The following is a 26,517-nucleotide window of genomic DNA, read 5'->3' as shown; positions in this document are numbered from 1 at the left end:
TCCTTTGGAGTAAACTCAAAGTAATCTAGATGCAATGGAAACAGAGATAATAAGACGTTTTGTTGAAAAATTTTAGTTCAACAGATAAATATGGAGAACCTTGTTGAGGGATAGCTTTTTTATCTCGTTATAATTTCGTATAATTAAATAAGAATCTAACGAAAATGGGTGTTTGTTTTGCAAAAGAAAAAGCCAATTATAGAGGGATTAGAACGTTTTAGACAACAACAAAATATTTCTTTTCATGTCCCAGGTCATAAGCATGGCGAACTGTCCCATCTTCCGCAAGCATTTAAAGATGTTATGCGTTATGATGTAACTGAATTAACAGGTTTAGATGATTTGCATTACCCTGAGGAAATGATATTAGAAGCAGAAAATTTACTAGCAGATACATATGGAGCAATGAAGAGTTTCTTTCTAGTGGGCGGTTCTACTGTTGGGAATTTAACGATGATTTATGCTACATGTGATAAAGGTGATACCATTATTGTCCAACGTAATGCCCATAAATCAATTTTCCACGCCATTGAACTTGTGGGGGCTAAGCCTATTTTTGTCTCACCAATCTGGGATGAGCGAACGTTAACGGCAACGCATGTCACTTATAAAGATCTTAAAGAAGCAGTGAAAAATTATCCAGAGGCGAAAGCGGTCGTTTTAACATATCCTACTTATTATGGGATGACATCGAATGAAATACAGCAACAAATTGCTTATTGTCATGAAAAAGAAATCCCTGTCTTAGTGGATGAGGCACATGGCGCTCATTTTAATGCGTGTACATTATTTCAACCATCCGCTTTGTCATTAGGAGCAGATGTCGTTGTACAATCAGCACATAAGACATTACCAGCAATGACGATGGCATCCTTTATGCATGTTAAGTCGAAATTAATTGATGCTGACAAAATACATCACTATCTACGTATGCTGCAATCTAGTAGCCCATCCTATGTATTATTAGCCTCATTAGATGATGCTCGCTATTATGTACAGACATATATGGAGAGTGATGGGGCATATATAATAGAAAAAAAGAAACAATGGATTGAAGCATTACGATCAATTGGTTCCTTAGAAGTAATTGAAGTAGATGATCCACTTAAGGTATTGTTACGTGTCAATGGTTATAGTGGTTTTCAATTACAGGAGGTACTGGAGGCCAAGCATGTCTATGGAGAGCTAGCTGATGCGAATCAAGTATTATTTGTGTTACCTTTGCTGAAGCAAGGACATCCTTACCCATTTGCTGAAATAAGAGTCCGCATAAAAGAAGCTATAACAATGCTATTAAACACAACTAAAACGGATAGCATAGCTGCTTCTCAAACAGCCTATCATTTTGTACCTATTACTGAACCTATTTATACCTTTAATGAAATTGCATCATTAAGTAAAGAATGGTTACCATATATGCGTACAATGGGAAGGGTTTCAGCAAGTATGATTATTCCTTATCCGCCTGGTATTCCATTACTTGTTCTAGGAGAAAGAATAACCGTAGCAAAATTAAGTCAACTGGAAGAGCTATTAGCAGCAGGAGCGACATTCCAAGGAAATCATCGATTAGCAGAAAAAATGATTCAGGTCATTAGATAGTTGGAGGCAATAACAGCATGAAAAGCAATATATTTATTACATTCGAAGGCCCAGAGGGAGCAGGGAAAACAACAATCATTCAAATGATAGCTGAGCGACTAGCAGAAAAAAATATTGACGTTCTAGCAACAAGAGAACCAGGCGGCATCGAAATTGCAGAAAAGATAAGAACCATTATTTTAAATCCTGCACATACAGCTATGGACGAGCGAACAGAAGCATTGTTATATGCTGCAGCAAGAAGTCAGCATTATTTTGAAAAAGTACAACCAGCTTTAGATGCTGGTCAGTTGGTAATATGTGATCGTTTTATCGACTCATCTTTAGCTTATCAAGGTTATGCAAGAGGAATAGGTGTTGATGAGGTACTTTCTATTAACGAATTTGCTATCGGTAAGAAATTACCTGACGTAACTATATTATTTGATCTTCCACCAGAGGTTGGATTAGCACGTATTCATGCAACTGACAAGAGAGAAGTAAATCGTTTAGATGTTGAAAGTTTGCCGTTTCATCAGAAGGTACGTGAAGGATATTTACAACTAGTCGATCGGTACCCAGAACGTATACGTGTAGTGAATGCAGACCAACATATTGAGCATGTTGTTGAAGATGTATGGTTATTATTATTGGAAGCAATGCACTAAAAGCATGAAGTTGTCCACAACATTGTGATATAATGATACTATCCATTATTTTATCTAATTCAGCAGATACCTACTGAATTACGAGCAAGCTTGATAAAATATGGACGTAATTATGCCGAGGTGTAATTAATTTCACATGGATAATAGTCGAAGTATTAATGTTTATAAATGCTTAGGAATAGTATGAAAACCTATTTAGGTGAATTTTATAAAAGGGGTGAGTGCGAATGAAGTTAGTCGTAGCTGTAGTGCAAGATCAGGATAGCAGTCGCTTATCAAATGCTTTAACGAAAAATCAGTTTCGCGCAACTAAATTAGCGAGCACAGGAGGATTTTTACGTTCAGGAAATACGACATTTCTTATAGGAACTGAAGACTCTCTCATACCCAAACTTTTAGATATTATTCGGGATAATTGTCGAGCACGGGAGCAAATGGTTGCGCCAGTTTCTCCATTAGGAGGAAATGCCGATTCCTATATACCTTACCCTGTGGAGGTAGAGGTAGGAGGAGCTACTGTATTTGTTTTACCAATTGAACAATTCCATCATTTTTAATAAGTAGCCTCCATTCGTAAGAGGTCACTGATATTAGGCTTATCATATGAGCCTGATATTTATCCCAATGCAGGGAGAAATTGATAAAGATAGTGGGGCGAAACCAGCTTGAAGATTAATCAAGATATACGTGTCGGGTTAAATACAAATCGCAATGAGCCACTACAAAATAATAATCAAAATAACCGATTTGGAGATATGGTCGTTAAGCAAGGTAACAAGCTGCAAACAGAGCAACTAACACGTTTATTAGGAGATATTTCGAGTGCTGGTGATCGTGTTGCAAGATCACGTAATTTACGGGAACTTGCTAAGTTTAAAATGCTTGTAAAACGATTTCTACAAGAGACAGTAGAACATGGAATGGATTTAAAACAATCACATACATGGAATCGTTTTGGCGAAGGCAGACGATTAAAAATCATTGAAACTATTGATACACGTCTTGTCGAACTTGCCCAAGATCTCTTAGATGAGGAAAAAGAAGCGATAGACCTCCTTGATAAAATCGGTGAGATTAAAGGCTTACTAATTAATTTATATATGTAAAACCCGTGTCTCATTCTCATTTAGGCGCGGGCTTTTTTCAAATTTTGATTTGGCAGCTTGCCATTAAACTAGGAAGCACTGTAATGTTTCTTTTCAAAAAGTGAGAATTGGAGACAGTTACGCTTTTTGTTGTAGATACAGGAAGGAATTAAAATGTATGGCCAAGAATGTTGAAGAGCTATTCACGCTACAGCCAGTCGTAATGAAGCAACTTCAAACGATTTTTGACAAAAATAGATTAGCACATGCATATATTTTTGATGGCGAAAAAGGGACAGGCAAGGCAGATATTATGACCTTTTTTGTCAAATTAATGCTATGTGAGCAACCAAGTGGAAATGTTCCATGTGAAACATGTCGAAATTGCAGACGTGTGGATTCGGGAAATCACCCAAATATTCATCAAATTTATCCAGATGGTCAATTTATAAAAATTGATCAAATGCGAGAACTTATTGGCGAGATGAAAATGATGGGTGTAGAAGAAGGGCGTAAAATCTATGTGCTTCATCATGCAGACCGTCTGAATACAGCATCAGCCAATATGATACTTAAATTTTTAGAGGAGCCGGATGGAGAAGTAACTGCCATATTATTAACAGAGCAAATGCAGTCAATACTTCCAACAATCCGTTCTCGTTGCCAACATATCAAATTTCAAAAAATGCCACGTCATGTTTTGTTGAAGCACTTACAGGACAATAATATTTCGGATTCGATGGCTTCAACAGTAAGCATGATGACAAACGAGCTCGAAATGGCTATATTTTTGGCAAATGATGAGCAGTTTGCACTCGCTCGAAAAACAGTGTTAAAATTAGTGGAGGCCATTCGGCAAAATGTACACGAGGCAATGCTTATTGCACATGAAGAGTGGTTACCACATTTTAAAGAAAAAGGCGAGATGGAGCAAGCATTGGATTTACTACTATTTGCTTACCGTGATATAGTGTCAATAAAAGCTAATCCCGAGGCAGCTTGTACTTATCCAGACATGTTACCACTATTTAAAGAAGTTGCGTTACATTCCACTTATGAGCGACTATCAAGTCAAATGGAATCTATTTTACAAGCGCGCGCCTCTTTACAACGTAACATGAATAGGACGTTATTGATTGAGCAGTTAATGCTAAATCTGCAGGAGGGATATACATTTGTATAATGTAGTAGGAGTCCGCTTTAAAAAGGCGGGTAAAATATATTATTTTGATCCGGCATCATTTCTACTAGAAGATAGTCAATATGTTATTGTAGAGACAGCTCGCGGGGTAGAGTATGGAAAAGTAGTTGTCCCTCAAAAAGTAGTAGGTGATAATGATGTTGTATTACCACTAAAACAAGTACTTAGACCAGCAGATGATCGTGATCGTATACAAGTAGAGGAAAATGCAGCTGAGTCGAAACGTGCATTTGAACTCGCTAGTACTAAAATTATAGAGCATAATTTAGAAATGAAACTTGTAGATGTTGAATATACATTTGATCGTAATAAAATTATTTTTTATTTTACAGCTGAAGGACGTGTTGACTTCAGGGATCTTGTAAAAGATTTAGCTTCGGTTTTTAGAACACGTATCGAACTTCGCCAAATTGGTGTGCGTGATGAAGCAAAATTATTAGGTGGTATCGGCCCATGTGGAAGAATGCTTTGTTGCTCCACATTTTTAGGTGATTTTGAGCCAGTTTCTATTAAAATGGCTAAAGATCAAAACTTATCTTTAAATCCTTCAAAAATATCAGGTCTTTGCGGACGTTTAATGTGCTGCTTAAAGTATGAAAATGATGAATATGAAGAGGCAAAAGAGGGCATGCCAGATATAGGTGAGGTAGCGATGACACCAGATGGTCGCGGGAAAGTTGTAGGGTTAAATGTGCTGGAAAGACTTATTCAAGTATATTTACATGAGCAGGAACGCACAGTTGAGTATACACTAGAAGAACTGCTAGCATGCGAAAAAAATCTTATTTAAGATAGAGAATTTAACGAGGTGGCTTGGGTGAAGGACCGTAATTTCTTGGATACCGTTATGGAGTTCGAACAACAGCTCGAAGCAATGCAGGAGCAATTTGGTGCATTGAAACAATTTGTAGCGTTAATGATGGAAGAGCATAAGGCGCTTGAAACAGAAAATCATCATCTTCGTACACGTCTGGAAGAACTACTTTCTAATACAAACTCCGTACAAGCTGCTGAAGTAAAGAAAGAGAGTCCTCTAGATATAGGTGAAGGTTATGATAACCTAGCTCGCTTATACCAGGAAGGCTTCCACGTTTGTCATGTTCATTTTGGAAGTTCACGTAAAGGTGAAGATTGTCTGTTTTGTCTATCATTTTTAAATAAACAAAATGTGTAATAGAAGGCTGATTCCCACTACGGTGGTATCAGTCTTTTGTTTTGTAGCGTAGGAGGAATAAGCATGGAAAAATGGTTAAAGGATGATGAGCGATTAGACTATTTATTGGCGGAGAATTTGCGTATTATTCAAAGTCCCTCCGTCTTTTCGTTTTCGTTAGACGCAGTGTTGCTTTCAAAGTTTGTCAATATTCCCTATCATAAGGGAAAAATTGTTGATTTATGCTCAGGAAATGGCGTAATTCCTCTCTTTTTAAGTGCACGTACAAAAGGGGAAATTACGGGAGTTGAGATTCAGCCCCGTTTATTTGATATGGCAGAGAGAAGCATCCATTACAATCAACTGGAAAACCAAATTCAAATGATTCTTGGTGATGTAAAAGAAATACCAAAACACTTAGGCATAGAACAGTATGATGTTGTTACCTGCAATCCTCCCTATTTTTTAGCACATGAAGCAAGTGATAAAAATCTCAGTGAACATCATGCCATTGCACGACATGAATTATATTTAACATTAGAAGAAGCCATCCAATCTGCAAGTAAATTATTAAAGCAAGGTGGCAAGGCGGCATTTGTCCATCGTCCAGGTCGATTATTAGATATTGTTACAGCTATGCGAGCAAATCGCTTAGAGCCCAAACGGATGCAACTCATTTATCCGAAAGAAGGCAAAGAAGCCAATACATTATTAATAGAGGGAATAAAAGATGGAAAACCAGATTTAAAAATCTTGCCACCCTTGTATGTCTATGATGGCAATAACGAATATACAGCAGAAGTGAGAGACATTCTTTATGGAAAAGAGCAGTAATCACTACTTTTATGTGCTAGAGTGTGCGGATCAAACCCTTTATGCAGGGTATACAAATAATATAGAAAAGCGTGTTGCTGTACATAACGCTGGTAAAGGGGCAAAATATACAAGAGCTAGAGGCCCAGTGAAATGTATTTATAAAGAAATGTTTGAGACAAAGCAAGAAGCAATGCGTGCTGAATATGCTTTTAAGCAATTAACAAGAATGCAGAAAATAAACTATATAAGGAGGGGTGAATCGTGAAATCACAAAAAAGTACAATACACGATCTGACAGGTTGTTTATATCTGGTAGGAACGCCTATTGGAAATCTAGAGGATATGAGTGTACGTGCACTTCGCATTTTAAAAGAAGCCGATATTATTGCTGCAGAAGATACTAGAAATACAAAGAAGCTATGTAATTACTTTGATATCGAAACACCATTAATCAGTTACCATGAACATAATTTAGCAGTAGGTGGCGAAAAATTATTATCTATGCTTCACGAAGGGAAAACAATTGCATTAGTAAGTGATGCAGGTTTACCTTGTATTTCTGATCCAGGTGCGGACATAGTTGAAAAAGCAATTGCTCAAAACTTTCCAGTTGTACCAGTGCCAGGTCCCAATGCTGCGATTTCAGCATTAATTGCCTCTGGATTAATACCACAGCCATTTTTCTTTTATGGGTTTTTGAATCGTGGAAAAAAAGATCGACGCCAGCAGTTAGAGCAATTAAAAAGACGTCAAGAAACTATCTTATTATATGAGGCACCTCATCGCTTAAAAGATACATTAAAGGATATGGAAGCAATACTCGGAAACCGTCGCGTTGTCCTCGCGCGTGAGCTGACAAAGAAATTTGAAGAATTTTTACGCGGCACATTGGCTGAAGCTGTAGAATGGTCGCAAACCCAGGAGATTCGTGGAGAGTTTTGTATTGTTCTTGAAGGCAATAGCTCTGCCGAAGAGGAAGATGAACATGCAAAAGCCTATTGGGAGACAATGTCCATTATTGAACATGTTGATTTCATCATGGATCAATCGAATATAACATCAAAAGAAGCCATTAAGGAAGTAGCCAAGTTGAGACAAGTAGCTAAAAGAGATGTTTATAATGAATATCATAGTCAATAATAGTAAAGAGTTACCTTACTAAGGTAGCTCTTTATTTGATTTTAAATTGATAATAACTGTAAATAATAGTACCCTTAAATAGAAAGGTCTGACATGGACATTATAAGGGGTTTAGAAATTGGGTATAGTAAATTATATAAATAGAAACACCTAAATCATTGTATTTGATTTAGGTGAGCAATCAATTATTTTTTTAAATTAGATTGGATTTCTTTTACTAACATTTCAGCGCCTTCTGGACTTAAAATTAATTTGCCTCCAACTAGACGGAAGTTATCATCGGAAACTTCACCAGTAACAGCACATGTCATATTAGGCATATATTTTTTTAAGATGATTTTATCGTCATCCACATAGATTTCTAAAGCGTCCTTTTCAGCAATACCTAGCGTACGGCGTAACTCGATAGGAATTACTACACGACCTAACTCATCGACTTTACGAACAATCCCTGTTGATTTCATAATAGATTTCCTCCTAATTATTAAAAGTTATATTGGTATTTCGTCAAATTTCGACATAATTTCCTTGTCTGATAGTTATCATACCAAGTAATGCCATAAACGTCAATTAATTAATACACTAATATTATGCTTTCTAAAAAATTTTTTTGAGAAGAATGCAGTTATTTTATTCATTTTAAAAGGTTTTTAATAAATATTTTCAACAATAGTAAAAAAGATTCTTATTTAAGTCATTTAATGGATTCAATATATTATTCGACAATTTTCGCATATGATAAACTTTCATTGAAACGAATTTGGTACTTCGTTAGAATAGAAAGTATATTGTAAAACAATGGAGGCAGTTCTTGTGAGTGAAAAACAAAAAACATTCTATATAACAACACCCATTTACTATCCAAGTGGGAAATTTCATATTGGTACGGCATATACAACCGTTGCATCTGATACTATTGCACGTTATAAACGTTTACGTGGTTATGATGTTCGTTTTTTAACAGGAATGGACGAACATGGGCAAAAAATACAAGAAAAAGCAGCCGAAGCGGGGAAACACCCTCAAGATTATGTAAATGAAATTGCAGATGCTGCGAAAAAGCTTTGGTCTTTAATGGATATTTCTTATGATGATTTTATACAGACGACGCAAGAGCGACATACGAAAGCTGTCGAAAAGATTTTCCAAAAGTTTTTAGATAATGGTGATATTTATAAAGGCGAATATGAAGGCTGGTATTGTACACCATGTGAGTCATTCTTTACAGAAACTCAATTAGTTGATGGGAACTGTCCAGACTGTGGTCGACCAGTACACAAAGTAAAAGAAGAATCGTACTTCTTTAATATGAAGAAATACGCAGATCGTTTATTAACTTATTATGAAGAAAACCTAGAATTCATTGAGCCAGAATCACGAAAAAATGAAATGATTAATAACTTCATTAAACCAGGGCTAGAAGATTTATCAGTATCAAGAACGTCCTTCGATTGGGGGATTAAAGTACCTGGGGATCCAAAGCATGTCATTTATGTATGGGTGGATGCATTAACGAATTATATTACAGCTCTAGGGTACCTGTCTGACGATGAAACACTATTCAACAAGTACTGGCCAGCAGACGTACATGTAGTAGGGAAAGATATTGTGCGCTTCCATACAATTTATTGGCCAATTTTCTTAATGGCGTTAGATTTACCATTACCGAAAAAAGTATTTGCACATGGTTTTATTATGATGAAAGACGGTAAAATGTCTAAATCAAAAGGCAATGTCATTTATCCAGAAATGTTAATCGAACGTTATGGCCTAGATGCGACACGTTACTTCCTTTTACGTGAATTACCATTCGGCTCTGATGGTGTATTTTCGCCAGAATCATTTATTGAACGTACAAACTTTGATTTGGCGAACGATTTAGGAAATTTACTAAATCGAACTATTTCAATGATTAATAAATATTTTGATGGTATTATTCCTACAGAAAATCTTCAATCAACAGAATTTGATGCAGCATTAAAAGAGCAAGCTGAGTCGGTGCGTATTAAATATGAAGAAAGTATGGAAAAAATGCAATTTAGTGTTGTTCTTGCTGACTTATGGACACTGGTGTCGCGTACTAATAAATATATAGATGAGACACAGCCTTGGGTGTTAGCAAAAGAAGAGTCAGATAAGCCAAAATTAGGAGCCGTTATGCGAAATTTGGCAGAGAGCTTACACCAAATTGCTGTCATGTTACAACCATTTATGACAACAACACCGAAACGTATGATCGATCAGTTAGGTTTAGATGACAAATTCTTAGCATGGGATACAATTGAAACATTCGGCAATACTATTCCAACAAACATTAAAGTGGTAGAAAAAGGGATACCAATTTTCCCACGCTTGGAAAATGAAGTTGAAATTGCTTATATTCGTGAGGAAATGCGTGGCTCTGTGAAAACACCACAAGAAGAAGAGACTAAAAAGACTCCAGAGACTGACGAAAACCCAGAAATTCCTGAAATTACCATTGATGATTTTATGAAAATTGATTTGCGTGTGGCGACTGTTACGGCATGTGAAACTGTTCCAAAAGCAGATAAATTATTAAAGCTTCAAGTGGATCTTGGATATGAGCAACGCCAAGTAGTTTCAGGTATTGCAAAATTCTATACACCTGATGAATTAATCGGTCAAAAAGTGATTGTCGTAGCAAACTTGAAGCCAGTTAAACTACGTGGTGAATTATCACAAGGAATGATTCTAGCTGGTGAAAAAGATGGAATTTTAAAATTAGCATCAGTTGATCCAAAACTAGAAAATGGTGCGAAAGTAAAGTAACAAACTAAGAAAGGCCTGCTGAATACATATTATTCAGCAGGCTTTTCAAATCTGTTAGAGAAATTAGGTTATTGTTATTTTGAAATAATTTATACGGTGTGAAAAATGTGATTTTATGGGTATATAGAATTATTGCAAGTATTGTCGATTAAGTGGAATGTCACAATACCGAATGGTTTGTAACAAAATTGTAATGCTTACGAAAAATATGAAATAATAAATTTTAATAAAATCGATGTTAGGAGAATGAAGATGTTTATTGATACACATGTACATTTGAATGCAGATCAGTATGAGGAAGACCTTCAAGAGGTAATTGATAGAGCCCTTGAAGCTAGAGTAGAGAAAATGGTTGTTATTGGTTTTGACCGTAAAACCATTAATAGAACAATGCAATTAATAGAGCAATATGATTTTGTTTATGGTGTCATTGGCTGGCATCCAGTAGACGCTATTGATTGTACGCAACAAGATTTAGATTGGATTGAGGAATTAGCTGCACATCCAAAAATAGTTGGCATTGGTGAAACAGGTTTGGACTATTATTGGGATAAGTCACCAAAAGAAGTTCAACAAGCACTTTTCCGCAAGCAAATTCAATTAGCGCAAAAGTTAGGTTTGCCAATCATTATTCATAACAGGGATGCAACAGGGGATGTTGTACAAATTTTGCGTGAAGAAAACGCAGCATCCGTAGGGGGTGTTATGCACTGCTTTAGTGGGAGTGTAGAAACAGCACGTGAATGTATAGCTATGAATTTTATGATTAGTCTTGGTGGACCAGTGACATTCAAAAATGCACGTCTGCCAAAGGAAGTGGCTACGGAAATACCTCTAGAGCACTTGATGATTGAAACAGATGCACCATATTTGGCGCCACATCCACATCGAGGTAAGCGTAATGAACCAAGCTTTGTGCCCTTAGTTGCGGAGGAAATTGCGCGATTGAAGGGGTTAACAATTGAGGAAATTGCACAAGCAACTACCGCCAATGCGAAAAAATTTTTTGGGATTGACAATTAACTAGCTTAGATGCCTCCAATACAGGGTTTGTGGTTGGCAAAAACATAGAAGTCAATTTTCAGAGAAATACTTTCGGGTTGACAGTGCCAAAACTAGTCCGTATAATCCAACCTTGTATTAAGGAGGCGTTTTTTCATGTCAAATAATTCCATGAAAAACTTGTTCTTAGGATCATTGAGGAGTAAGCAAGCAGTGATAAGAATTATTTCACTTGTCCTGTTTGTATCTGTAATCTCTTTCGTACTTTATCAAGGTACGAAAAAAGCCGTAACGCTTGAAGCAAACGGAGAAACAATCGAAGTTTCAACACATGCCAAAACTGTAGAACAATTATTACAAGATCGAAATATAGATGTAGCAGCGCATGATAAAATATCACCCTCTCTGAACACCAAAATTGTTAATGGATTAGCAATTCAATGGGAACAGGCAAAAGAAGTAACTATTTCAGTTGATGGAAATCAGTCAAAAGTTTGGACAACTGAAACACTAGTGAAAGACATTTTGAAGGAAGCAAATATTGAAGTATCTGAACACGACTCTTTAGCACAAGGTCTAGATACTGAACTAGGAGCAGAGAACAAAATCGATATTCAAAAAGCGTTTCAAGTAGCGCTTGTCGATGGCGTAAACAAAAGACAAGTATGGTCCACTTCGACTACGGTCGCTAACTTTTTAAAACAACAAGGAATTCAGTTAAATGAATTCGATCGTGTCGAAAATAACCTGGAGGACGTTATTACTCCACAGAGTAAAATCGCAGTAGTTCGCGTAGAAAAGGTTATCGATGTAGTGGAAGACTCTTTAGATTTCGCAGTTGAAAAGAAGCAGGATGCTTCATTGCAAAAGGGGAAACAAAAGGTAGTGGCAACGGGCGAGAAGGGCTCAATTTCTCGTACGTATGAAGTTGTCAAAGAAAATGGCAAGGTTGTAGCTAAAAACCTACAAGCAGAGGCAGTTTTAAAAGAGCCAAAAAAACAAGTCGTTGCAGTTGGCACAAAAACAGTCGTTGCAAGTGCAGCAACTGTGTCACGTGGTTCAGCAGAGCCAGCTAGTGGTAAAGAATTCTATGTAACGGCAACAGCTTATACACCATATTGCAACGGTTGTACTGGTACATCAGCAACTGGTATAAACTTGCGTTCAAATTCTGGTATGAAGGTAATCGCAGTTGACCCTTCTGTTATTAAATTAGGCTCAAAAGTATGGGTTGAAGGCTATGGTACAGCTATCGCTGGAGATACTGGTGGCTCAATTAAGGGTAATAAGATCGATATACTTGTACAAACAGATGCTCAGGCACGTAACTGGGGACGTAAGAAAGTGCGTATTAAAGTATTAAATTAAAAAAATTGTAAAATTAATCAAAATGTTATTTCACTAATGGAGCTTTCCTGTTTTGACTGGCAGGGAGGCTTTTTTTGTTTTAACAACTGTTTAAACAGTAAGTACAACAAACGCCCCTTGAAAGAAAGCGTTGGAATGCTAATTATTAGCAATGTTTGACGGTACGTTCGCTAGAAGGCTCGTTCAAACCCTGTATTTCTGTACAAACGGTATCTTGCAGTTGTAAAATGGTCAGAAGATAAGGTAGATAGAAAAGAGGAGTCTTTTTGCAAATAAAAGAAATCATTGTCGTTGAAGGAAAAGATGATACGACAGCTATTAAGCGTGCCGTACAAGCAGATACTATAGAAACAAATGGATCTGCTATCTCTGAAGAAACATTGAAGCGAATCCAACATGCTCAAGAAAAGCGTGGTGTTATTGTATTTACGGATCCTGACTACCCAGGACGTCGAATACGTGCCATTATTGAAGAGCGTGTTCAAGGAGTGAAACATGCCTTTTTACCAAAAGCCAAAACAATTGCGAAGAATGGTAAAGGCTTGGGGATTGAGCATGCAGCTGACGATGATATACGGGAAGCATTACGACATGTCTATACCCCTAAACAAGATGTGCCAAATGAAGATGATATTACACTGGAAGATTTAATGACAGCGCGTTTGATTGGCTATCCACAATCAAAACAGCGACGTGATCGACTGGGAGAAATTTTAAATATTGGTGCTACAAACGGTAAACAGCTTCATAAAAGGTTAAAAATGTTTCAGATTACAGAACAGCAATTTGGTGCGGCGGTCGCACAGTTAGATCAGGAGGAAAATGATGCATAAGGATATTGCAACACCAATTCGTACACAGGAAATTTTAAAAAAGTATGGATTTTCATTTAAAAAAAGCTTAGGACAAAACTTTTTAATTGATCCTAATATTTTACGAAATATTGTAAGTCACGCAAATTTAACGGAAAATAGTGGCGCAATTGAAGTTGGTCCTGGTATTGGTGCCCTAACAGAGCATTTGGCGAGAAGTGCCAAAAAGGTTGTTTCCTTTGAAATTGATCAACGTTTATTACCTGTGCTAGAAGACACACTTAGTCCATATAATAATGTGTCTATTATCCACTCTGACATTCTTAAAGCAGATGTTGCAAAGATTATTGCGGAGGAAATGCCAGGTATTGAAGATATTATGGTCGTTGCCAATCTACCGTATTATGTTACTACCCCAATCTTAATGAAATTGCTAAATGACCGATTACCAATCCGAGGTTTTGTTGTCATGATGCAAAAAGAGGTGGCTGATCGTATAACGGCTAAGCCTGGAACGAAGGAATATGGTTCATTATCTATTGCGATTCAGTATTATGTTAAGGCTGATATTGCTATGACTGTACCAAAAACAGTGTTTATGCCACAACCAAATGTCGATTCAGCGGTTATTCGGCTCATCAAGCATGACGAGCCACCAGTAAAAGTAATAGATGAGGATTTTTTATTTGTTGTGACTCGAGCATCTTTTGTTCAAAGAAGAAAAACAATCTACAATAATCTGCAAGCTGGTTTACCAAATGGGAAGGCACAAAAGGAACAAATTTTACAGGCATTAGAGGCAGCTACAATTGAGCCAACTCGTCGAGGAGAAACACTTACTATTCAAGAGTTTGGAAAATTAGCCGATGCACTATATCCTGTGTTTGCAAAGTAAGAATTTTTGTTAACATTTTTTCATGGATGTAAAAAAATATATGCTTTTTATAAAAAATAAGTTGACAAGATTTATAATGGGCTGATAAAATATTATATTTTGTTGACATTTTTGGGCGATTCGCTTATACTAGTTAGTAGTGAGGTGTAAGCGAAAATGCCAAAAACTTTAGCGGACATTAAAAAGTCGTTGGATTGTCATTTGGGTAAACGTTTGCAATTAAAAGCAAATGGTGGTCGCAAGAAAACGGTTGAGTGTGCAGGGATATTACGTGAGACATATCGCGCTATCTTTGTAGTAGAGCTCGATCAAGAAGACAATACGTGCAAGCGCGTATCGTATAGCTACACAGATATTTTAACTGAAGCAGTAGAGATTACATTTTTAGACGAAGCAAAAGCTGCTGTCGCAAAATAGTTTCTAGTACTTATTTCTATATTTTAGAAACACTCATGTATGTTAAAAACTACATGAGTGTTTTGCGTTTTCACGGGCATACTAAATTCGTCAGTTGTTAAAGGAGGAGTTTATATGCCTAGAAAAGGTATCATGTCACCTCGATTAAAAGAAGAGATCGCAAAAGAGCTTGGATTTTATGATGTTGTGCAAAAGGAAGGCTGGGGCGGCATAAAAGCTCGAGATGCTGGTAATATGGTCAAACGTGCCATAGAAATGGCTGAACGGGCAAGTAATGAGCAAGAGCATAAGTAGGCTATTTTTATTAAAGTAGTCATCTTATAAAGTTTCATTCAGCAAGGATAAAAATCCTTACTGACACAACAAATACAACTGACGAGAGAGAGCCGTTACTCCGAACAGGGTAAACGGTTCTTTTTTTCCATTTTCGCATTCTCATTATGGTAAAATAAAATGAATAATCTTGCGCGAAAAAAAGAACTGTTTATACGTGTAGCTATAAGGGAGGAAGAAAGATGCTTTATGTAAAGGCGCCTGCAAAAATCAATTTAACATTAGATGTACTTTATAAAAGGCCAGATAATTTTCACGAAGTAGAGATGGTTATGACAACTGTCGATTTAGCTGATCGTATCAGTCTTGAATCTCGAGAAGACGGTGTTATTCAAATTATTTCAACAGATAATTTTGTACCAAATGATCATCGTAATTTTGCGTATCAGGCAGCGCGTCTCATTAAAGATACATACGGCATTAGGCAAGGTGTATCCATTACTATTGAAAAGGAAATACCCATTGCGGCTGGACTTGCAGGTGGCAGTAGTGATGCAGCAGCTACATTAAAGGGACTAAATGAGCTTTGGGATTTAGGGTTATCGATAGATGAATTAGCGGAGCTGGGTGCTAAAATTGGCTCGGATGTTTCGTTTTGTGTCTATGGTGGCACAGCACTCGCTACAGGCCGTGGAGAAAAAATAGCTGAATTACCAGCCCCTCCAAACTGTTGGGTTGTATTAGCAAAGCCTAAAATTGGCGTGTCAACGGCTGAGGTATATGGGGGTCTTAAGGTTGAAGGGTTGAAACATCCAAATACCAAGCAAATGATACAAGCGATAGAAACAAAAGATTATGAGCTATTATGTTCTTCATTAGGAAATGTTTTGGAAACTGTAACATTTAACTTACATCCAGAAGTTGTGATGTTAAAAGAACAAATGAAACGCTTTGGTGCAGATGCTACGTTAATGAGTGGAAGCGGCCCGACTGTGTTTGGACTAGTTGATAGTGAAGCTCGTGTTAGTCGCATTTATAATGGTTTACGTGGTTTTTGTGAGGAAGTTTATGCAGTGCGAATTTTAGGTGAGCGGAATACGCTTGCTTAGAAACGCAAATTTGTGTTAATTTTACCTATAAATATTCGTGTTTAGGAGAGGGTCGCATGAAATGGAAGCGTAGTGAACGACTAGTTGATATGACGTACTACTTACTAGAACATCCACATCAGCTGATCCCGCTAACTTATTTTTCAGAACTATATCAATCTGCGAAGTCATCCATTAGTGAGGATTTAACGATTGTAAAGGAAACATTCGAAGAAAAAGGAATCGGGTTATTGATGACAGTGCCAGGTGCTGCTGGAGGAGTAAAGTATATTCCGAAGATGTCCGAGGCAGAAGTACGTTTAGTCATTCAGGATTTAAAGGCAGAGCTTGAACATTCAGATCGATTGTTACCAGGCGGTTACTTATTTATGACAGATTTGCTAGGAAACCCAGATTTAATAAATCGTGTAGGAAAGGTCTTTGCTTCTGCCTTTGCAGATCAACAAATTGATGTCATAATGACTGTAGCAACTAAGGGGATATCCATTGCCCATGCCATTGCAAGACATTTAAATGTACCAGTAGTAGTTGTGAGAAGAGACAGTAAAGTAACTGAGGGCTCTACAGTTAGCATTAACTATGTGTCTGGTTCTTCCAGAAGAATTCAGACAATGGTATTATCAAAAAGAAGCATGAAGAGTGGACAACGTGTGTTAATTACTGACGACTTTATGAAGGTCGGTGGTACTATGAACGGCATGAAAAATCTATTAGAGGAATTTGACTGTCAGCTAGCAGGCATCGCGGTGCTTGTGGAGGCTGAGCATGCGGACGAAACTTTAGTAGATGATTATTATTCACTTGTAAAGCTTCATGAAGTAAACGAAAAAGATCGTACAATTGCATTAAGTGAAGGTAACTATTTTTCTAAAAGGGGACATGACAAATGAAAGTAGTAGCAACAACAAATGCGCCAGCAGCAATCGGACCATATTCACAGGGGATTATTGTTAACGGTATGTTTTATAGCTCTGGTCAAATTCCATTAACAGCTACAGGTGAATTAGTGGAAGGCGATATTACTGCTCAAACAAATCAAGTGTTCGCTAATTTAAAAGCAGTTTTAGCGGAAGCTGGAACTTCTTTAGATCATGTTGTGAAAACAACGGTTTTTATGAAGGATATGAACGACTTTATCGCAATGAATGAGGTTTATGCAGGCCATTTTGGTGATCATAAACCAGCACGTTCAGCTGTAGAGGTAGCTCGTCTTCCGAAAGATGTAAAAGTAGAAATCGAAGTTATCGCAATCGTAAAATAAAATAATTCGTTAAGTTCCCTAAAAAGAAACGCTCTTCTTTTTAGGGAATTTTTTTAAGCTGACAAACAATTGTCAAAAATTCCGTATATAAGAAAAAATATTATTCTAATAAGTATTCAAATTTTTTAGAAAATTTGATAGACTATTAAAAGGAAAATATTCGGTAATTGAGGATATGATATTTTCATGAAGGCATCTAAGAAGAGAGGTGGTGAGAAAATGGAAGTTACTGATGTGAGATTACGTCGAGTACAGACGGATGGTCGCATGCGTGCGATTGCTTCCATTACACTTGACAATGAGTTTGTTGTTCATGATATTCGTGTAATTGATGGAAATACTGGTTTATTTGTAGCTATGCCAAGTAAACGAACACCGGATGGGGAGTTTAGAGATATTGCGCATCCAATTAATTCTGACACTCGAAATAAAATTCAAGAGATCATTTTAAACGCCTATCATAACTCTAGCGAAATAGAGGAAACGGGCAAAGAGGAAGAATTAGAGGGTATTGGTGTGTAATAAAAAGGGAATAAATACCTATTGAAGGATTTGCTACAAATTAATGTGTAGAAAATGAGGAAGAACTCTTCTAGTAGGAAGGGTTCTTTTTATTTTGATAAAAAGAGAATATGAGTAATTTTAGGATATACTTCATGACAATCGAGCATAAGGTGCAATGGATTTTGTAATTCATCTTTTTGTCAACTCTACATGCCTTGAAAATAGATGAATTTTGCTATATAGTCATAAGAGAAAATGAGCGTATTGGAGGACTTACAGATGAGCAATATTTTTGCTGTCATTTTGGCTGCAGGTCAAGGTACACGTATGAAGTCCAAATTATATAAAGTGCTCCATCCAGTATGTGGGAAACCAATGGTGCAACATGTGGTGGATCATATTCAAACGTTAGATGTAAATCGCATTGTAACGGTTGTTGGACATGGTGCAGAGAAAGTGCAACAACAGCTTGGAGATAAAAGCGAGTATGTTCTGCAGGCCGAACAGTTAGGTACAGCTCATGCTGTTCAACAAGCTGAGGCTATTTTAGGTAACGAAGAAGGAACTACATTAGTTGTATGTGGGGATACACCACTAATTCGTCCTGAAACAATGCAGGCTTTATTCGAACATCACCAAGCAAAGAATGCTAAAGCAACTATTTTAACAGCGATTGCGGAAAATCCAACTGGCTATGGTCGTATTTTACGTGGCGATAACGGACAGGTTGAGCAAATTGTTGAGCAAAAGGACGCTTCAGCAGAACAGCAATTAGTAAAAGAAATAAACACGGGCACATACTGCTTTGATAACAAATTGTTATTTGAAACATTGAAGCTTGTGAAAAATGACAATGCACAAGGTGAATATTATTTACCGGATGTCATTGAAATTTTACAAAAGCAAGGTGATATTGTTGAAGCTTATGTCACTGATGATTTTGAAGAAACATTAGGTGTCAATGATCGTGTAGCTTTGTCACAAGCTGAGACATTAATGCGTACGAGAATCAATGAAAAACATATGCGTAATGGTGTCACAATTATACATCCTGAAACAACGCATATTAGCGCAGACGCAGTTATTGGGTGCGATACGGTTATTCAACCAGGCTCAATGATTGAAGGTGCCACTGTTATCGGTGAAGATTGCATAATTGGACCAAATACTCAAATTGTAGATAGTCGCATTGGTGACCGCACAACTGTACATTCTTCTGTTGTACGTGAAAGCGCTATTGCGGATGATACAGCTATTGGGCCATTTGCTCATATTCGACCACTTTCAGACATCGGTAGCCATGTGAAAATTGGTAACTTTGTAGAAGTGAAGAAAAGCAAGCTAGATAATGACACGAAAGTATCGCATTTAAGCTATATTGGTGATGCAGAAATAGGCAGTAACGTCAATATTGGCTGTGGTTCCATTACAGTAAATTATGATGGAAAAAACAAGTTCAAAACAATTATTGAAGATGATGTATTTGTAGGATGTAATACTAACTTAGTAGCACCAGTGAAAGTTGGAAAAGGTTCATTTATTGCAGCAGGTTCTACAATTACAAAAGAAGTTCCTGAAGACGCACTAGCAATAGCTCGTGCACGACAAGAAAACAAACCGAATTATGTAAGCAAATTAAATTCAAAATAATTATCAACTAAACAGGAGGCCATCATGCCGTATCATTATGCAAACTCACAATTAAAAATATTTTCACTTAATTCCAATAATCCATTAGCTCAAGAAATTGCGCAGGAAATGGGCGTTGAATTAGGTAAATCTTCTGTTAAGCACTTCAGCGATGGAGAAGTTCAAATTAGCATTGAAGAAAGTATTCGTGGTTGTGATGTGTTTATCGTGCAGTCTACTTCTGCACCAGTAAACGAACATTTAATGGAGCTTTTAATTATGGTAGATGCAGTTAAACGTGCGTCTGCTCGTACAGTAAACGTTGTAATGCCTTATTATGGTTATGCACGCCAAGACCGTAAAGCAAAGGCGCGTGAGCCAATTACAGCTAAATTAGTGGCTAACCTACTTGAGACTGCTGGTGCAACACGTGTTATCGTATTAGATCTACACGCACCTCAAATCCAAGGTTTCTTCGATATCTTAATTGACCACTTAATGGCGGTACCATTACTATCTGATTACTTCAAATCTAAAGGTATTCCAGATGATGAAATCGTGATTGTTTCACCAGACCACGGTGGGGTAACACGTGCTCGTAAAATGGCTGAACGATTAAAAGCACCGATTGCAATTATTGACAAACGTCGTCCGAAACCAAATGTTGCGGAAGTTATGAACATTGTTGGTAATGTTGATGGTAAAGTGGCAATCTTGATTGATGATATTATTGATACAGCAGGTACAATTACAATTGGTGCCGATGCTTTACGTGCTGCTGGCGCTAAAGAAGTTTATGCTTGCTGCTCACACCCTGTATTATCTGGCCCAGCGATTGAACGTATTGAAAACTCTTCTATTAAAGAATTAGTTGTGACAAATACAATTCAGTTGCCAGCAGAGAAAAAATCGCCTAAAATTACGGAGCTTTCTGTAGCTAAATTAATGGCTGATGCTATTTCTCGTGTTTATGAAAACAAATCTGTAAGTACTCTATTTGATTAATAAATATGGCGAGTTAAAGACAAATCTACCTTTTTGGGTGGATTTGTCTTTTTTATATTCATTTTTGTGAAGATGACGTAATAGATGAGTGCTTTTGGTGTGAATCATCTCACAAAGGGGTATAATAGATAATGTGTCTTAATAATATTTACTCTAAGTTAAAAAATAGAGCTAAATATTATCATAGCCTTCAACAAATACATTGTTGATAAGGCGTAAATAATTTTCTTGGAAGGGGAATAAAGAGGTATGAGTACAGTATTAAGTGTTACAAGGCGCGAAACTGGGCATCGTTCGACATTAACCCAACTTAGAAAAGGGGGAGCCATTCCTGCAGTTATTTACGGCTATAAGTTAGATTCAACCCCAATTTCTATTGCTGCAAAAGATTTTAAAAAATCCATTCAAAAAAATGGGCAAAATAGTGTGTTTTCACTAGAGTTAGAGGGGAAAAAAGTGAATGCTGTTGTGTCAGAGGTACAGCAATGTTCATTGAAAGATGAAGTAAATCATGTCGACTTTTTAGCTATTAATATGGCTGAAGAGTTAGAAGCTGATGTTCCGATTAAATTACTTGGTCAGTCAGTTGGAGTAAGTGAGGGCGGTATTTTAATGCAGCCTAACTTAGAATTGAAAGTGAAAGTAAAACCTGCGGCGTTACCTGAATCAATTGATGTTGATATTTCAGCATTGAAAATCGGGGAAACCCTAACGGTAGCAGATATTCGTGAAAAAATACCTGTTGAAATCATCAGTGAAGATGACTATATATTAGTAACCGTTGTGGCGCCTCCTTCTGTAGGGGAAGAGACTACAGAAAGTGTGGAAGAGCAAGTATAAAAGTAAATAATAGGTAAGGCTAATAAGGAGGCTACGGCTTTCTTATTAGCCTTTTTTTATGTCAGTAGGATTGTACAAAATGCTTTCTAGGTGTGCTATATGGTAAAATAATGACTATTAGATTGGAAAGAAGAGAGAGGTACTTATGAAAATTATCGTTGGATTAGGAAATCCAGGTAAACCTTATGAACATACAAGACATAATATTGGCTTTGATGTTATTGATGCATTAGCAGAAAAATGGGGGACACCTTTAACAAACTCGAAATTTAATGGGATGTATACAACTGTACATCGACCTGAGGGAAAGGTTCTACTTGTTAAACCTTTAACATATATGAATTTATCAGGGGAATGTGTCGGTCCCCTTATGGATTATTTTGATATTGATGTAGAAGATTTGATTGTTATTTATGATGACTTAGATTTAGAAACAGGTAAATTACGTCTGCGACAAAAAGGAAGTGCAGGTGGTCATAACGGCATTAAATCCTTAATTCAGCATCTTGGTACTCAGGAATTTAATCGTATCCGAGTAGGGATTAGCCGCCCACCAGCTGGTATGAAGGTAGCAGACTATGTATTAGCAAGATTTTCAAAGGACGATCAAGGTCTTATTGAAGAAGCCATTGAAAATTCTGTAAATGCTGTTGAAGCATCTCTTTCAAAGCCATTTCTTGATGTGATGAATCACTTTAACGCTAGCAAATAGATGGAATGCCACTAATAAATTTCCGTTAAAGTCTTTGGATAATTGGACTGGTTTAAGGTGAATGACTACAGACCTTTTACTATCATGACAGCTGATGTTTGTAGTGATTAGTCTTTACTACAAGCAAAAATCAATTCTCTAATTTTCAAGTTATTGCAATGCGGATGCCATTGGAAAGTGCATAATCCGTTTTATAAATGTCTATACTTTAAGTAGAAAGCTGCTTAAAGGAGGATGATTTGGAGATGTCAGTTCGCTACCGATGTCGGCATTGTGAAGTAGAAATAGGGACACTACCATTTGATGCAGATGATACAATTCGAAAATTGCATATTTTTGAATTGGGAGAAGCAGATGATTATGTTGAGAAAGATCAACATGGACAAACGACTGTGCACTGCATTTGTGAGCAATGTGAGGATTCGCTGAAACAATATCCAGATTATCACGCACTCAATAAATGGATTCAATAATTGGAAGGATGCTTTGACGCACTTCATGTGTGTTCAAGGCTTTTTCCATTTTATAAAATAGCTGATAAGAAAGATAAATAAAATAGTACTAGAATAATAGCATTGAAAATTTAGAATTTTATGCTGAAAGGAGCTTTTGACTGTGGAGGTTTTACGACAGCTTGTGTCGCAGGATAAACATATTACATCATTTTTACAGGAGATTCAGAGCGGTCAAACTGCATCACAGCTTATTACTGGTTTAACAGGAAGCGCACGCCCCGTAATGGTCGATGCGTTATTTGAGCATGTGAAGAAGCCAATCTACATTGTTTCTCCTAATCTACTGCAGGCACAAAAGATGGTTGATGAGCTTGCTGGATTATTAGGTGAAGAGCATGTTCATTATTATCCAGCGGATGAATTCATTGCAGCAGACCTTTCTGTTGCTTCACCAGAACTACGTGCGGAGCGAATTGCAACACTCGATTGCTTAGCTAGAGGTGAGAAGGCTGTCTACGTCATACCAGTGGCAGGTTTACGGAAAATAATGCAGCCTAAGGAACATTGGCTACAATATTTTTTACAAACAGCTGTAGGCGATGAGATTGAAATAGATACTTGGTTACAAACATTAGTTGAAATGGGCTATGTGCGTAATTCAATGGTAACGACACCTGGAGAATTTGCGTTGCGTGGAGGCATACTAGATATTTATCCACCTTATTTGGAAGCACCTATTCGAATTGAATTATTTGATACTGAGGTTGATTCCATACGAACATTTTCAGCAGATGATCAACGTTCGATTGATAAATTACAAAAGATTCGTATTCTTCCTGCTTCAGAGGTCATTCTAACTAAGTTAGAAAGGCAGGCATTAGCAGGCCGTTTAGAAGCGGCATTGGCTGCAAGCCTAAAGAAGGTAAAAAAGCAGGAGACAAAAGAACTTCTGTATCAATATATTCAATATGATATTGAATTGTTACAGCAAGGGAATTTACCCGACTACGTAAATAAATACGGCTCATTATTATACGATAAAACAGCTTATTTAGGAGATTATTTTGCACAAGATGGTATTGTGCTCTTTGACGAGCTTGGACGCATTCAGGAAGTGATGGATGCATGGGAACGTGAAGAGGATGAATGGTTTTTATCTTTAATTGAAGAAGGAAAAATGGTTCATGATGTCAAACCTGCCTTTACATTAAAAGAAATACAAGCAATGTTGTCACAACAGAAGCTATCATTTTCATTATTTTCAAGAACATTTGCTGGAATAACGTTTAATAAGACAACTAATTTCTCTTGTAAGCCAATGCAGCAATTTCACGGACAAATGTCATTGCTTCAAACTGAAGTCGAACGCTGGTTACTTGGTAAATTTACCGTACTGATTGTTGCAAGAGATAAAGAACGTGTTAAACGAGTTCAGCACATGCTTGGAGAATACGATATTCATACGGCTATTGGTGAACCAACAGAACCTGGTATTTATATAGTAGATGGTGGCTTGTCGAGTGGCTTTGAATTGCCACTGCAACGTCTAGCAATTGTGACAGAAGACGAGCTTTTTAAACAGCAGGCAAAGAAAAAAGCACGTACACAAAAAATGACTAATGCTGAACGTATTAAAAGCTATACGGAAATTAAACCAGGTGATTATGTTGTACATGTTCATCATGGGATTGGTAAATATATTGGTGTAGAAACATTAGAGGTCAATGGTACACATAAGGATTATTTGCATATTCGCTATCGTGCAGACGATAAACTATACGTACCTGTAGAACAAATAGACTTAATCCAAAAATATGTGGCGTCAGAGGATCGTGAACCGAAGCTACATAAATTAGGTGGCGCTGAATGGAAAAAGGCTAAAGCGAAGGTATCTTCTGCTGTACAGGATATTGCCGACGATTTAATTAAGCTATATGCGAAGCGTGAAGCTGAGAAGGGGCATGCTTTTACACCTGATAATGATGACCAGCGTAATTTCGAGTCATTGTTCCCTTATGAGGAAACAGAGGATCAGCTACGTTCTATTGTAGAAGTGAAACGAGATATGGAGCGAGAACGCCCTATGGACCGTTTAGTGTGCGGTGATGTAGGCTATGGTAAAACCGAGGTAGCCATTCGTGCAGCATTTAAAGCTATTCAAGATGGTAAACAGGTTGCATTCCTCGTTCCTACAACGATTTTAGCCCAGCAGCATTATGAAACCATCCGTGAGCGCTTTCAGGATTTTGCCATTAATGTTGGCCTGTTATCTCGTTTCCGAACGAAAAAGGAGCAGTCTGCCACATTAAAAGGCTTAAAAGAGGGGCGCGTTGATATAGTTATAGGAACACATCGAATTTTATCTAAAGATTTAATTTTCCAAGATCTTGGTTTGTTAATTGTTGACGAAGAACAACGCTTTGGTGTGACACATAAGGAAAAAATTAAACAGCTAAAGACAAATGTTGATGTTTTAACTTTAACGGCAACTCCAATCCCGAGGACACTTCACATGTCAATGGTAGGAGTCCGAGATTTATCTGTTATTGAAACGCCACCAGCTAACCGATTCCCGGTTCAAACGTATGTGATGGAGCACAGTGGCGCATTAGTGCGAGAAGCTATCGAGCGGGAAATGGCGCGTGGCGGACAAGTGTTTTATTTATATAACCGAGTAGAAGATATGGCTCGAAAGGTTGAGGAGATTCAAGTGCTTGTCCCTGAAGCACGTATAGGCTTTGCGCATGGAAAAATGACAGAGTCAGAGCTGGAATCTGTGATTTTAGCCTTTTTAGAGGGTGACTATGATGTGCTTGTTACAACAACCATTATTGAGACAGGCGTCGATATACCAAATGTGAATACATTAATTGTTCATGATGCTGATCGCATGGGCTTAGCGCAGCTCTATCAATTACGTGGACGTGTTGGTCGCTCTAACAGGGTAGCCTATGCGTACTTTATGTACCAGCGTGACAAAGTATTGACAGATGTAGCGGAACAACGATTGCAGGCAATTAAAGAATTTACTGAGCTAGGCTCCGGCTTTAAAATTGCTATGCGTGATTTATCTATTCGGGGAGCAGGTAACTTACTTGGTGCGCAGCAGCATGGCTTTATCGATTCAGTCGGCTTTGATTTATACTCACAAATGCTTCAGGATGCCATTGCTGAACGTCAAACAGGCGTGAAAAAAGAAGAAAAGCCAGATATAGAAATATTGCTAAGTGTTGATGCTTATATCCCCGATGCCTATATTCCAGATGGGTATCAAAAAATCCAAATGTATAAACGTATTAAGGCAATGGATCAGGTGGAGGAGTACGAAGAAATCATGGAGGAATTGGAGGATCGATTTGGCGATCTTCCAATAGAAACAGAGCGTTTACTACGAATAGCAAGAATGAAGGTTTGGGGCTTAGGTGCTGGAGTAGTATCTGTAAAGGAAAAGCAAAAAATTATTACTATCCTATTATCCGAACAGGGGACAGCCAATGTCGATGGCAGTAAGATTATTGAAGCGTCAATGAAGTTTGAGCGTGCTGTTGGCTTTGGTATGGATGGCATGCAGTTGAAATTAACAATCGATGAGCGTAAGAGCGGAAAATATCAACCCTTTGATATTTTGGAAGAGCTAATGCAAATTATCGATAAGGCAAAAAAATAGCAAAAGGCTAATCTTATCTTTTTATGGAAGAGATAAGATAGCCTTTTTATTTTTCCAGTTTTTTTTATGAATTGATTATAGAAATTTGTTCCTTGGGTAATCTAATAAGGAGTTGATTGATGTAAGTAATAAAG

At 37.3% G+C, this 26,517-nt stretch carries 28 protein-coding genes; 27 read left to right on the top strand and 1 reads right to left on the bottom strand.

The features are described from left to right. Window positions 1-168 precede the first annotated feature (168 nt). The 10 genes from MHI34_RS07060 to rsmI all read left to right on the top strand — a co-directional run bounded on the left by MHI34_RS07060 (window position 169) and on the right by rsmI (window position 7,644). Window positions 169-1,602, top strand: a complete 1,434-nt coding sequence (locus MHI34_RS07060; RefSeq protein ID WP_342504291.1) for an aminotransferase class I/II-fold pyridoxal phosphate-dependent enzyme — start codon at window positions 169-171, stop codon at window positions 1,600-1,602. A gap of 17 nt (window positions 1,603-1,619) precedes the next feature. Continuing rightward, window positions 1,620-2,249: a dTMP kinase gene (gene tmk / locus MHI34_RS07055; RefSeq protein ID WP_058844483.1), complete on the top strand. Its 630-nt coding sequence runs from the start codon at window positions 1,620-1,622 to the stop codon at window positions 2,247-2,249. Between the two features lie 227 nt (window positions 2,250-2,476). Continuing rightward, window positions 2,477-2,806: a cyclic-di-AMP receptor gene (locus MHI34_RS07050; RefSeq protein WP_004229230.1), complete on the top strand. Its 330-nt coding sequence runs from the start codon at window positions 2,477-2,479 to the stop codon at window positions 2,804-2,806. A gap of 108 nt (window positions 2,807-2,914) precedes the next feature. Continuing rightward, complete coding sequence (locus MHI34_RS07045) at window positions 2,915-3,355, top strand: YaaR family protein (protein WP_036122373.1); 441 nt, start codon at window positions 2,915-2,917, stop codon at window positions 3,353-3,355. 157 nt (window positions 3,356-3,512) lie between these two features. Then, the gene (gene holB / locus MHI34_RS07040; protein ID WP_330494073.1) at window positions 3,513-4,517 is read left to right on the top strand and encodes a DNA polymerase III subunit delta'; all 1,005 of its coding nucleotides are present in this window, start codon (window positions 3,513-3,515) and stop codon (window positions 4,515-4,517) included. Next, a complete protein-coding gene (locus MHI34_RS07035) occupies window positions 4,510-5,325 on the top strand; it encodes a stage 0 sporulation family protein (RefSeq protein WP_141905706.1) in 816 nt (271 codons plus the stop codon). Before holB ends, MHI34_RS07035 begins: the two co-directional genes overlap by 8 nt. A gap of 27 nt (window positions 5,326-5,352) precedes the next feature. Beyond that, a complete protein-coding gene (gene yabA / locus MHI34_RS07030; protein WP_004229222.1) occupies window positions 5,353-5,709 on the top strand; it encodes a DNA replication initiation control protein YabA in 357 nt (118 codons plus the stop codon). A 63-nt stretch (window positions 5,710-5,772) separates the two neighbouring features. Then, window positions 5,773-6,522: a tRNA1(Val) (adenine(37)-N6)-methyltransferase gene (locus tag MHI34_RS07025; RefSeq protein WP_036122296.1), complete on the top strand. Its 750-nt coding sequence runs from the start codon at window positions 5,773-5,775 to the stop codon at window positions 6,520-6,522. Beyond that, the gene (locus MHI34_RS07020; protein ID WP_036122300.1) at window positions 6,506-6,769 is read left to right on the top strand and encodes a GIY-YIG nuclease family protein; all 264 of its coding nucleotides are present in this window, start codon (window positions 6,506-6,508) and stop codon (window positions 6,767-6,769) included. The genes MHI34_RS07025 and MHI34_RS07020 overlap by 17 nt, the downstream gene beginning before the upstream one ends. Next, the gene (gene rsmI / locus MHI34_RS07015) at window positions 6,766-7,644 is read left to right on the top strand and encodes a 16S rRNA (cytidine(1402)-2'-O)-methyltransferase (protein WP_342504290.1); all 879 of its coding nucleotides are present in this window, start codon (window positions 6,766-6,768) and stop codon (window positions 7,642-7,644) included. Before MHI34_RS07020 ends, rsmI begins: the two co-directional genes overlap by 4 nt. 185 nt (window positions 7,645-7,829) lie before the next feature. On the opposite strand, the gene MHI34_RS07010 is transcribed toward rsmI, so the two are convergent. Further along, entirely contained in the window at window positions 7,830-8,108 is a 279-nt protein-coding gene (locus MHI34_RS07010; protein WP_004229214.1) for an AbrB/MazE/SpoVT family DNA-binding domain-containing protein, read from the bottom strand. Window positions 8,109-8,457: 349 nt separating this feature from the next. On the opposite strand from MHI34_RS07010, the gene metG reads away from it, so the two are divergent. From metG to mfd, 17 genes are all read left to right on the top strand, one after another. Then, the gene (gene metG / locus MHI34_RS07005; protein WP_170829913.1) at window positions 8,458-10,434 is read left to right on the top strand and encodes a methionine--tRNA ligase; all 1,977 of its coding nucleotides are present in this window, start codon (window positions 8,458-8,460) and stop codon (window positions 10,432-10,434) included. A 252-nt stretch (window positions 10,435-10,686) separates the two neighbouring features. Then, on the top strand, window positions 10,687-11,457 hold the full coding sequence (locus MHI34_RS07000; RefSeq protein ID WP_036122308.1) for a TatD family hydrolase: 771 nt from the start codon (window positions 10,687-10,689) through the stop codon (window positions 11,455-11,457). A 135-nt stretch (window positions 11,458-11,592) separates the two neighbouring features. Then, complete coding sequence (locus MHI34_RS06995) at window positions 11,593-12,804, top strand: G5 and 3D domain-containing protein (protein WP_036122310.1); 1,212 nt, start codon at window positions 11,593-11,595, stop codon at window positions 12,802-12,804. A 266-nt stretch (window positions 12,805-13,070) separates the two neighbouring features. Continuing rightward, entirely contained in the window at window positions 13,071-13,637 is a 567-nt protein-coding gene (gene rnmV / locus MHI34_RS06990; protein ID WP_036122312.1) for a ribonuclease M5, read from the top strand. Then, a complete protein-coding gene (rsmA, locus tag MHI34_RS06985) occupies window positions 13,630-14,511 on the top strand; it encodes a 16S rRNA (adenine(1518)-N(6)/adenine(1519)-N(6))-dimethyltransferase RsmA (RefSeq protein WP_036122314.1) in 882 nt (293 codons plus the stop codon). The genes rnmV and rsmA overlap by 8 nt, the downstream gene beginning before the upstream one ends. 156 nt (window positions 14,512-14,667) lie before the next feature. Further along, window positions 14,668-14,928, top strand: coding sequence for a Veg family protein (locus MHI34_RS06980; RefSeq protein ID WP_004229199.1), 261 nt, complete (start codon window positions 14,668-14,670; stop codon window positions 14,926-14,928). Between the two features lie 114 nt (window positions 14,929-15,042). After that, window positions 15,043-15,222, top strand: a complete 180-nt coding sequence (locus MHI34_RS06975; RefSeq protein WP_036122317.1) for a small, acid-soluble spore protein, alpha/beta type — start codon at window positions 15,043-15,045, stop codon at window positions 15,220-15,222. Between the two features lie 221 nt (window positions 15,223-15,443). Next, on the top strand, window positions 15,444-16,310 hold the full coding sequence (gene ispE, locus MHI34_RS06970; RefSeq protein ID WP_036122319.1) for a 4-(cytidine 5'-diphospho)-2-C-methyl-D-erythritol kinase: 867 nt from the start codon (window positions 15,444-15,446) through the stop codon (window positions 16,308-16,310). Between the two features lie 56 nt (window positions 16,311-16,366). Then, window positions 16,367-17,200: a pur operon repressor gene (purR, locus tag MHI34_RS06965; RefSeq protein ID WP_004229190.1), complete on the top strand. Its 834-nt coding sequence runs from the start codon at window positions 16,367-16,369 to the stop codon at window positions 17,198-17,200. After that, window positions 17,197-17,571, top strand: coding sequence for a RidA family protein (locus tag MHI34_RS06960; RefSeq protein ID WP_036122322.1), 375 nt, complete (start codon window positions 17,197-17,199; stop codon window positions 17,569-17,571). The genes purR and MHI34_RS06960 overlap by 4 nt, the downstream gene beginning before the upstream one ends. Before the next feature lie 219 nt (window positions 17,572-17,790). After that, the gene (gene spoVG / locus MHI34_RS06955) at window positions 17,791-18,093 is read left to right on the top strand and encodes a septation regulator SpoVG (protein WP_036122325.1); all 303 of its coding nucleotides are present in this window, start codon (window positions 17,791-17,793) and stop codon (window positions 18,091-18,093) included. 261 nt (window positions 18,094-18,354) lie between these two features. Next, window positions 18,355-19,725 carry a bifunctional UDP-N-acetylglucosamine diphosphorylase/glucosamine-1-phosphate N-acetyltransferase GlmU gene (gene glmU, locus MHI34_RS06950; protein ID WP_036122328.1) on the top strand — a complete coding sequence of 457 codons (1,371 nt, stop codon included), beginning with the start codon at window positions 18,355-18,357 and terminating at the stop codon, window positions 19,723-19,725. 24 nt (window positions 19,726-19,749) lie between these two features. Further along, window positions 19,750-20,709, top strand: coding sequence for a ribose-phosphate diphosphokinase (locus MHI34_RS06945; RefSeq protein WP_036122331.1), 960 nt, complete (start codon window positions 19,750-19,752; stop codon window positions 20,707-20,709). A gap of 249 nt (window positions 20,710-20,958) precedes the next feature. Next, window positions 20,959-21,549 carry a 50S ribosomal protein L25/general stress protein Ctc gene (locus tag MHI34_RS06940; protein ID WP_036122334.1) on the top strand — a complete coding sequence of 197 codons (591 nt, stop codon included), beginning with the start codon at window positions 20,959-20,961 and terminating at the stop codon, window positions 21,547-21,549. A 145-nt stretch (window positions 21,550-21,694) separates the two neighbouring features. Beyond that, window positions 21,695-22,261 carry an aminoacyl-tRNA hydrolase gene (gene pth / locus MHI34_RS06935; RefSeq protein WP_036122336.1) on the top strand — a complete coding sequence of 189 codons (567 nt, stop codon included), beginning with the start codon at window positions 21,695-21,697 and terminating at the stop codon, window positions 22,259-22,261. A 245-nt stretch (window positions 22,262-22,506) separates the two neighbouring features. After that, a complete protein-coding gene (locus MHI34_RS06930; protein ID WP_004229176.1) occupies window positions 22,507-22,734 on the top strand; it encodes an anti-sigma-F factor Fin in 228 nt (75 codons plus the stop codon). Window positions 22,735-22,876: 142 nt separating this feature from the next. Beyond that, a complete protein-coding gene (gene mfd / locus MHI34_RS06925; protein ID WP_036122341.1) occupies window positions 22,877-26,383 on the top strand; it encodes a transcription-repair coupling factor in 3,507 nt (1,168 codons plus the stop codon). Window positions 26,384-26,517: the final 134 nt, after the last annotated feature.

The organism is Lysinibacillus sp. FSL L8-0126, assembly GCF_038630385.1.
Lineage (GTDB): Bacteria > Bacillota > Bacilli > Bacillales_A > Planococcaceae > Lysinibacillus > Lysinibacillus fusiformis_D.
The sequence above is the reverse complement of the archived record's forward strand: the minus strand, read 5'-3'. Positions and strand labels throughout refer to the sequence as shown.

Excerpts from the sequence above, each read along its gene's own strand:
- ispE (WP_036122319.1), top strand. The coding sequence starts at position 15,444 with ATGCTTTATGTAAAGGCGCCTGCAAAAATCAATTTAACATTAGATGTA.
- MHI34_RS06945 (WP_036122331.1), top strand. The coding sequence starts at position 19,750 with ATGCCGTATCATTATGCAAACTCACAATTAAAAATATTTTCACTTAAT.
- MHI34_RS06930 (WP_004229176.1), top strand. The coding sequence starts at position 22,507 with ATGTCAGTTCGCTACCGATGTCGGCATTGTGAAGTAGAAATAGGGACA.
- glmU (WP_036122328.1), top strand. The coding sequence starts at position 18,355 with ATGAGCAATATTTTTGCTGTCATTTTGGCTGCAGGTCAAGGTACACGT.
- MHI34_RS07050 (WP_004229230.1), top strand. The coding sequence starts at position 2,477 with ATGAAGTTAGTCGTAGCTGTAGTGCAAGATCAGGATAGCAGTCGCTTA.
- pth (WP_036122336.1), top strand. The coding sequence starts at position 21,695 with ATGAAAATTATCGTTGGATTAGGAAATCCAGGTAAACCTTATGAACAT.
- MHI34_RS06975 (WP_036122317.1), top strand. The coding sequence starts at position 15,043 with ATGCCTAGAAAAGGTATCATGTCACCTCGATTAAAAGAAGAGATCGCA.
- MHI34_RS07020 (WP_036122300.1), top strand. The coding sequence starts at position 6,506 with ATGGAAAAGAGCAGTAATCACTACTTTTATGTGCTAGAGTGTGCGGAT.
- tmk (WP_058844483.1), top strand. The coding sequence starts at position 1,620 with ATGAAAAGCAATATATTTATTACATTCGAAGGCCCAGAGGGAGCAGGG.
- MHI34_RS06960 (WP_036122322.1), top strand. The coding sequence starts at position 17,197 with ATGAAAGTAGTAGCAACAACAAATGCGCCAGCAGCAATCGGACCATAT.
- holB (WP_330494073.1), top strand. The coding sequence starts at position 3,513 with ATGGCCAAGAATGTTGAAGAGCTATTCACGCTACAGCCAGTCGTAATG.
- rsmA (WP_036122314.1), top strand. The coding sequence starts at position 13,630 with ATGCATAAGGATATTGCAACACCAATTCGTACACAGGAAATTTTAAAA.
- MHI34_RS06995 (WP_036122310.1), top strand. The coding sequence starts at position 11,593 with ATGTCAAATAATTCCATGAAAAACTTGTTCTTAGGATCATTGAGGAGT.
- MHI34_RS07000 (WP_036122308.1), top strand. The coding sequence starts at position 10,687 with ATGTTTATTGATACACATGTACATTTGAATGCAGATCAGTATGAGGAA.
- MHI34_RS06980 (WP_004229199.1), top strand. The coding sequence starts at position 14,668 with ATGCCAAAAACTTTAGCGGACATTAAAAAGTCGTTGGATTGTCATTTG.
- purR (WP_004229190.1), top strand. The coding sequence starts at position 16,367 with ATGAAATGGAAGCGTAGTGAACGACTAGTTGATATGACGTACTACTTA.
- MHI34_RS07025 (WP_036122296.1), top strand. The coding sequence starts at position 5,773 with ATGGAAAAATGGTTAAAGGATGATGAGCGATTAGACTATTTATTGGCG.
- spoVG (WP_036122325.1), top strand. The coding sequence starts at position 17,791 with ATGGAAGTTACTGATGTGAGATTACGTCGAGTACAGACGGATGGTCGC.
- MHI34_RS06940 (WP_036122334.1), top strand. The coding sequence starts at position 20,959 with ATGAGTACAGTATTAAGTGTTACAAGGCGCGAAACTGGGCATCGTTCG.
- MHI34_RS07010 (WP_004229214.1), bottom strand. The coding sequence starts at position 8,108 with ATGAAATCAACAGGGATTGTTCGTAAAGTCGATGAGTTAGGTCGTGTA.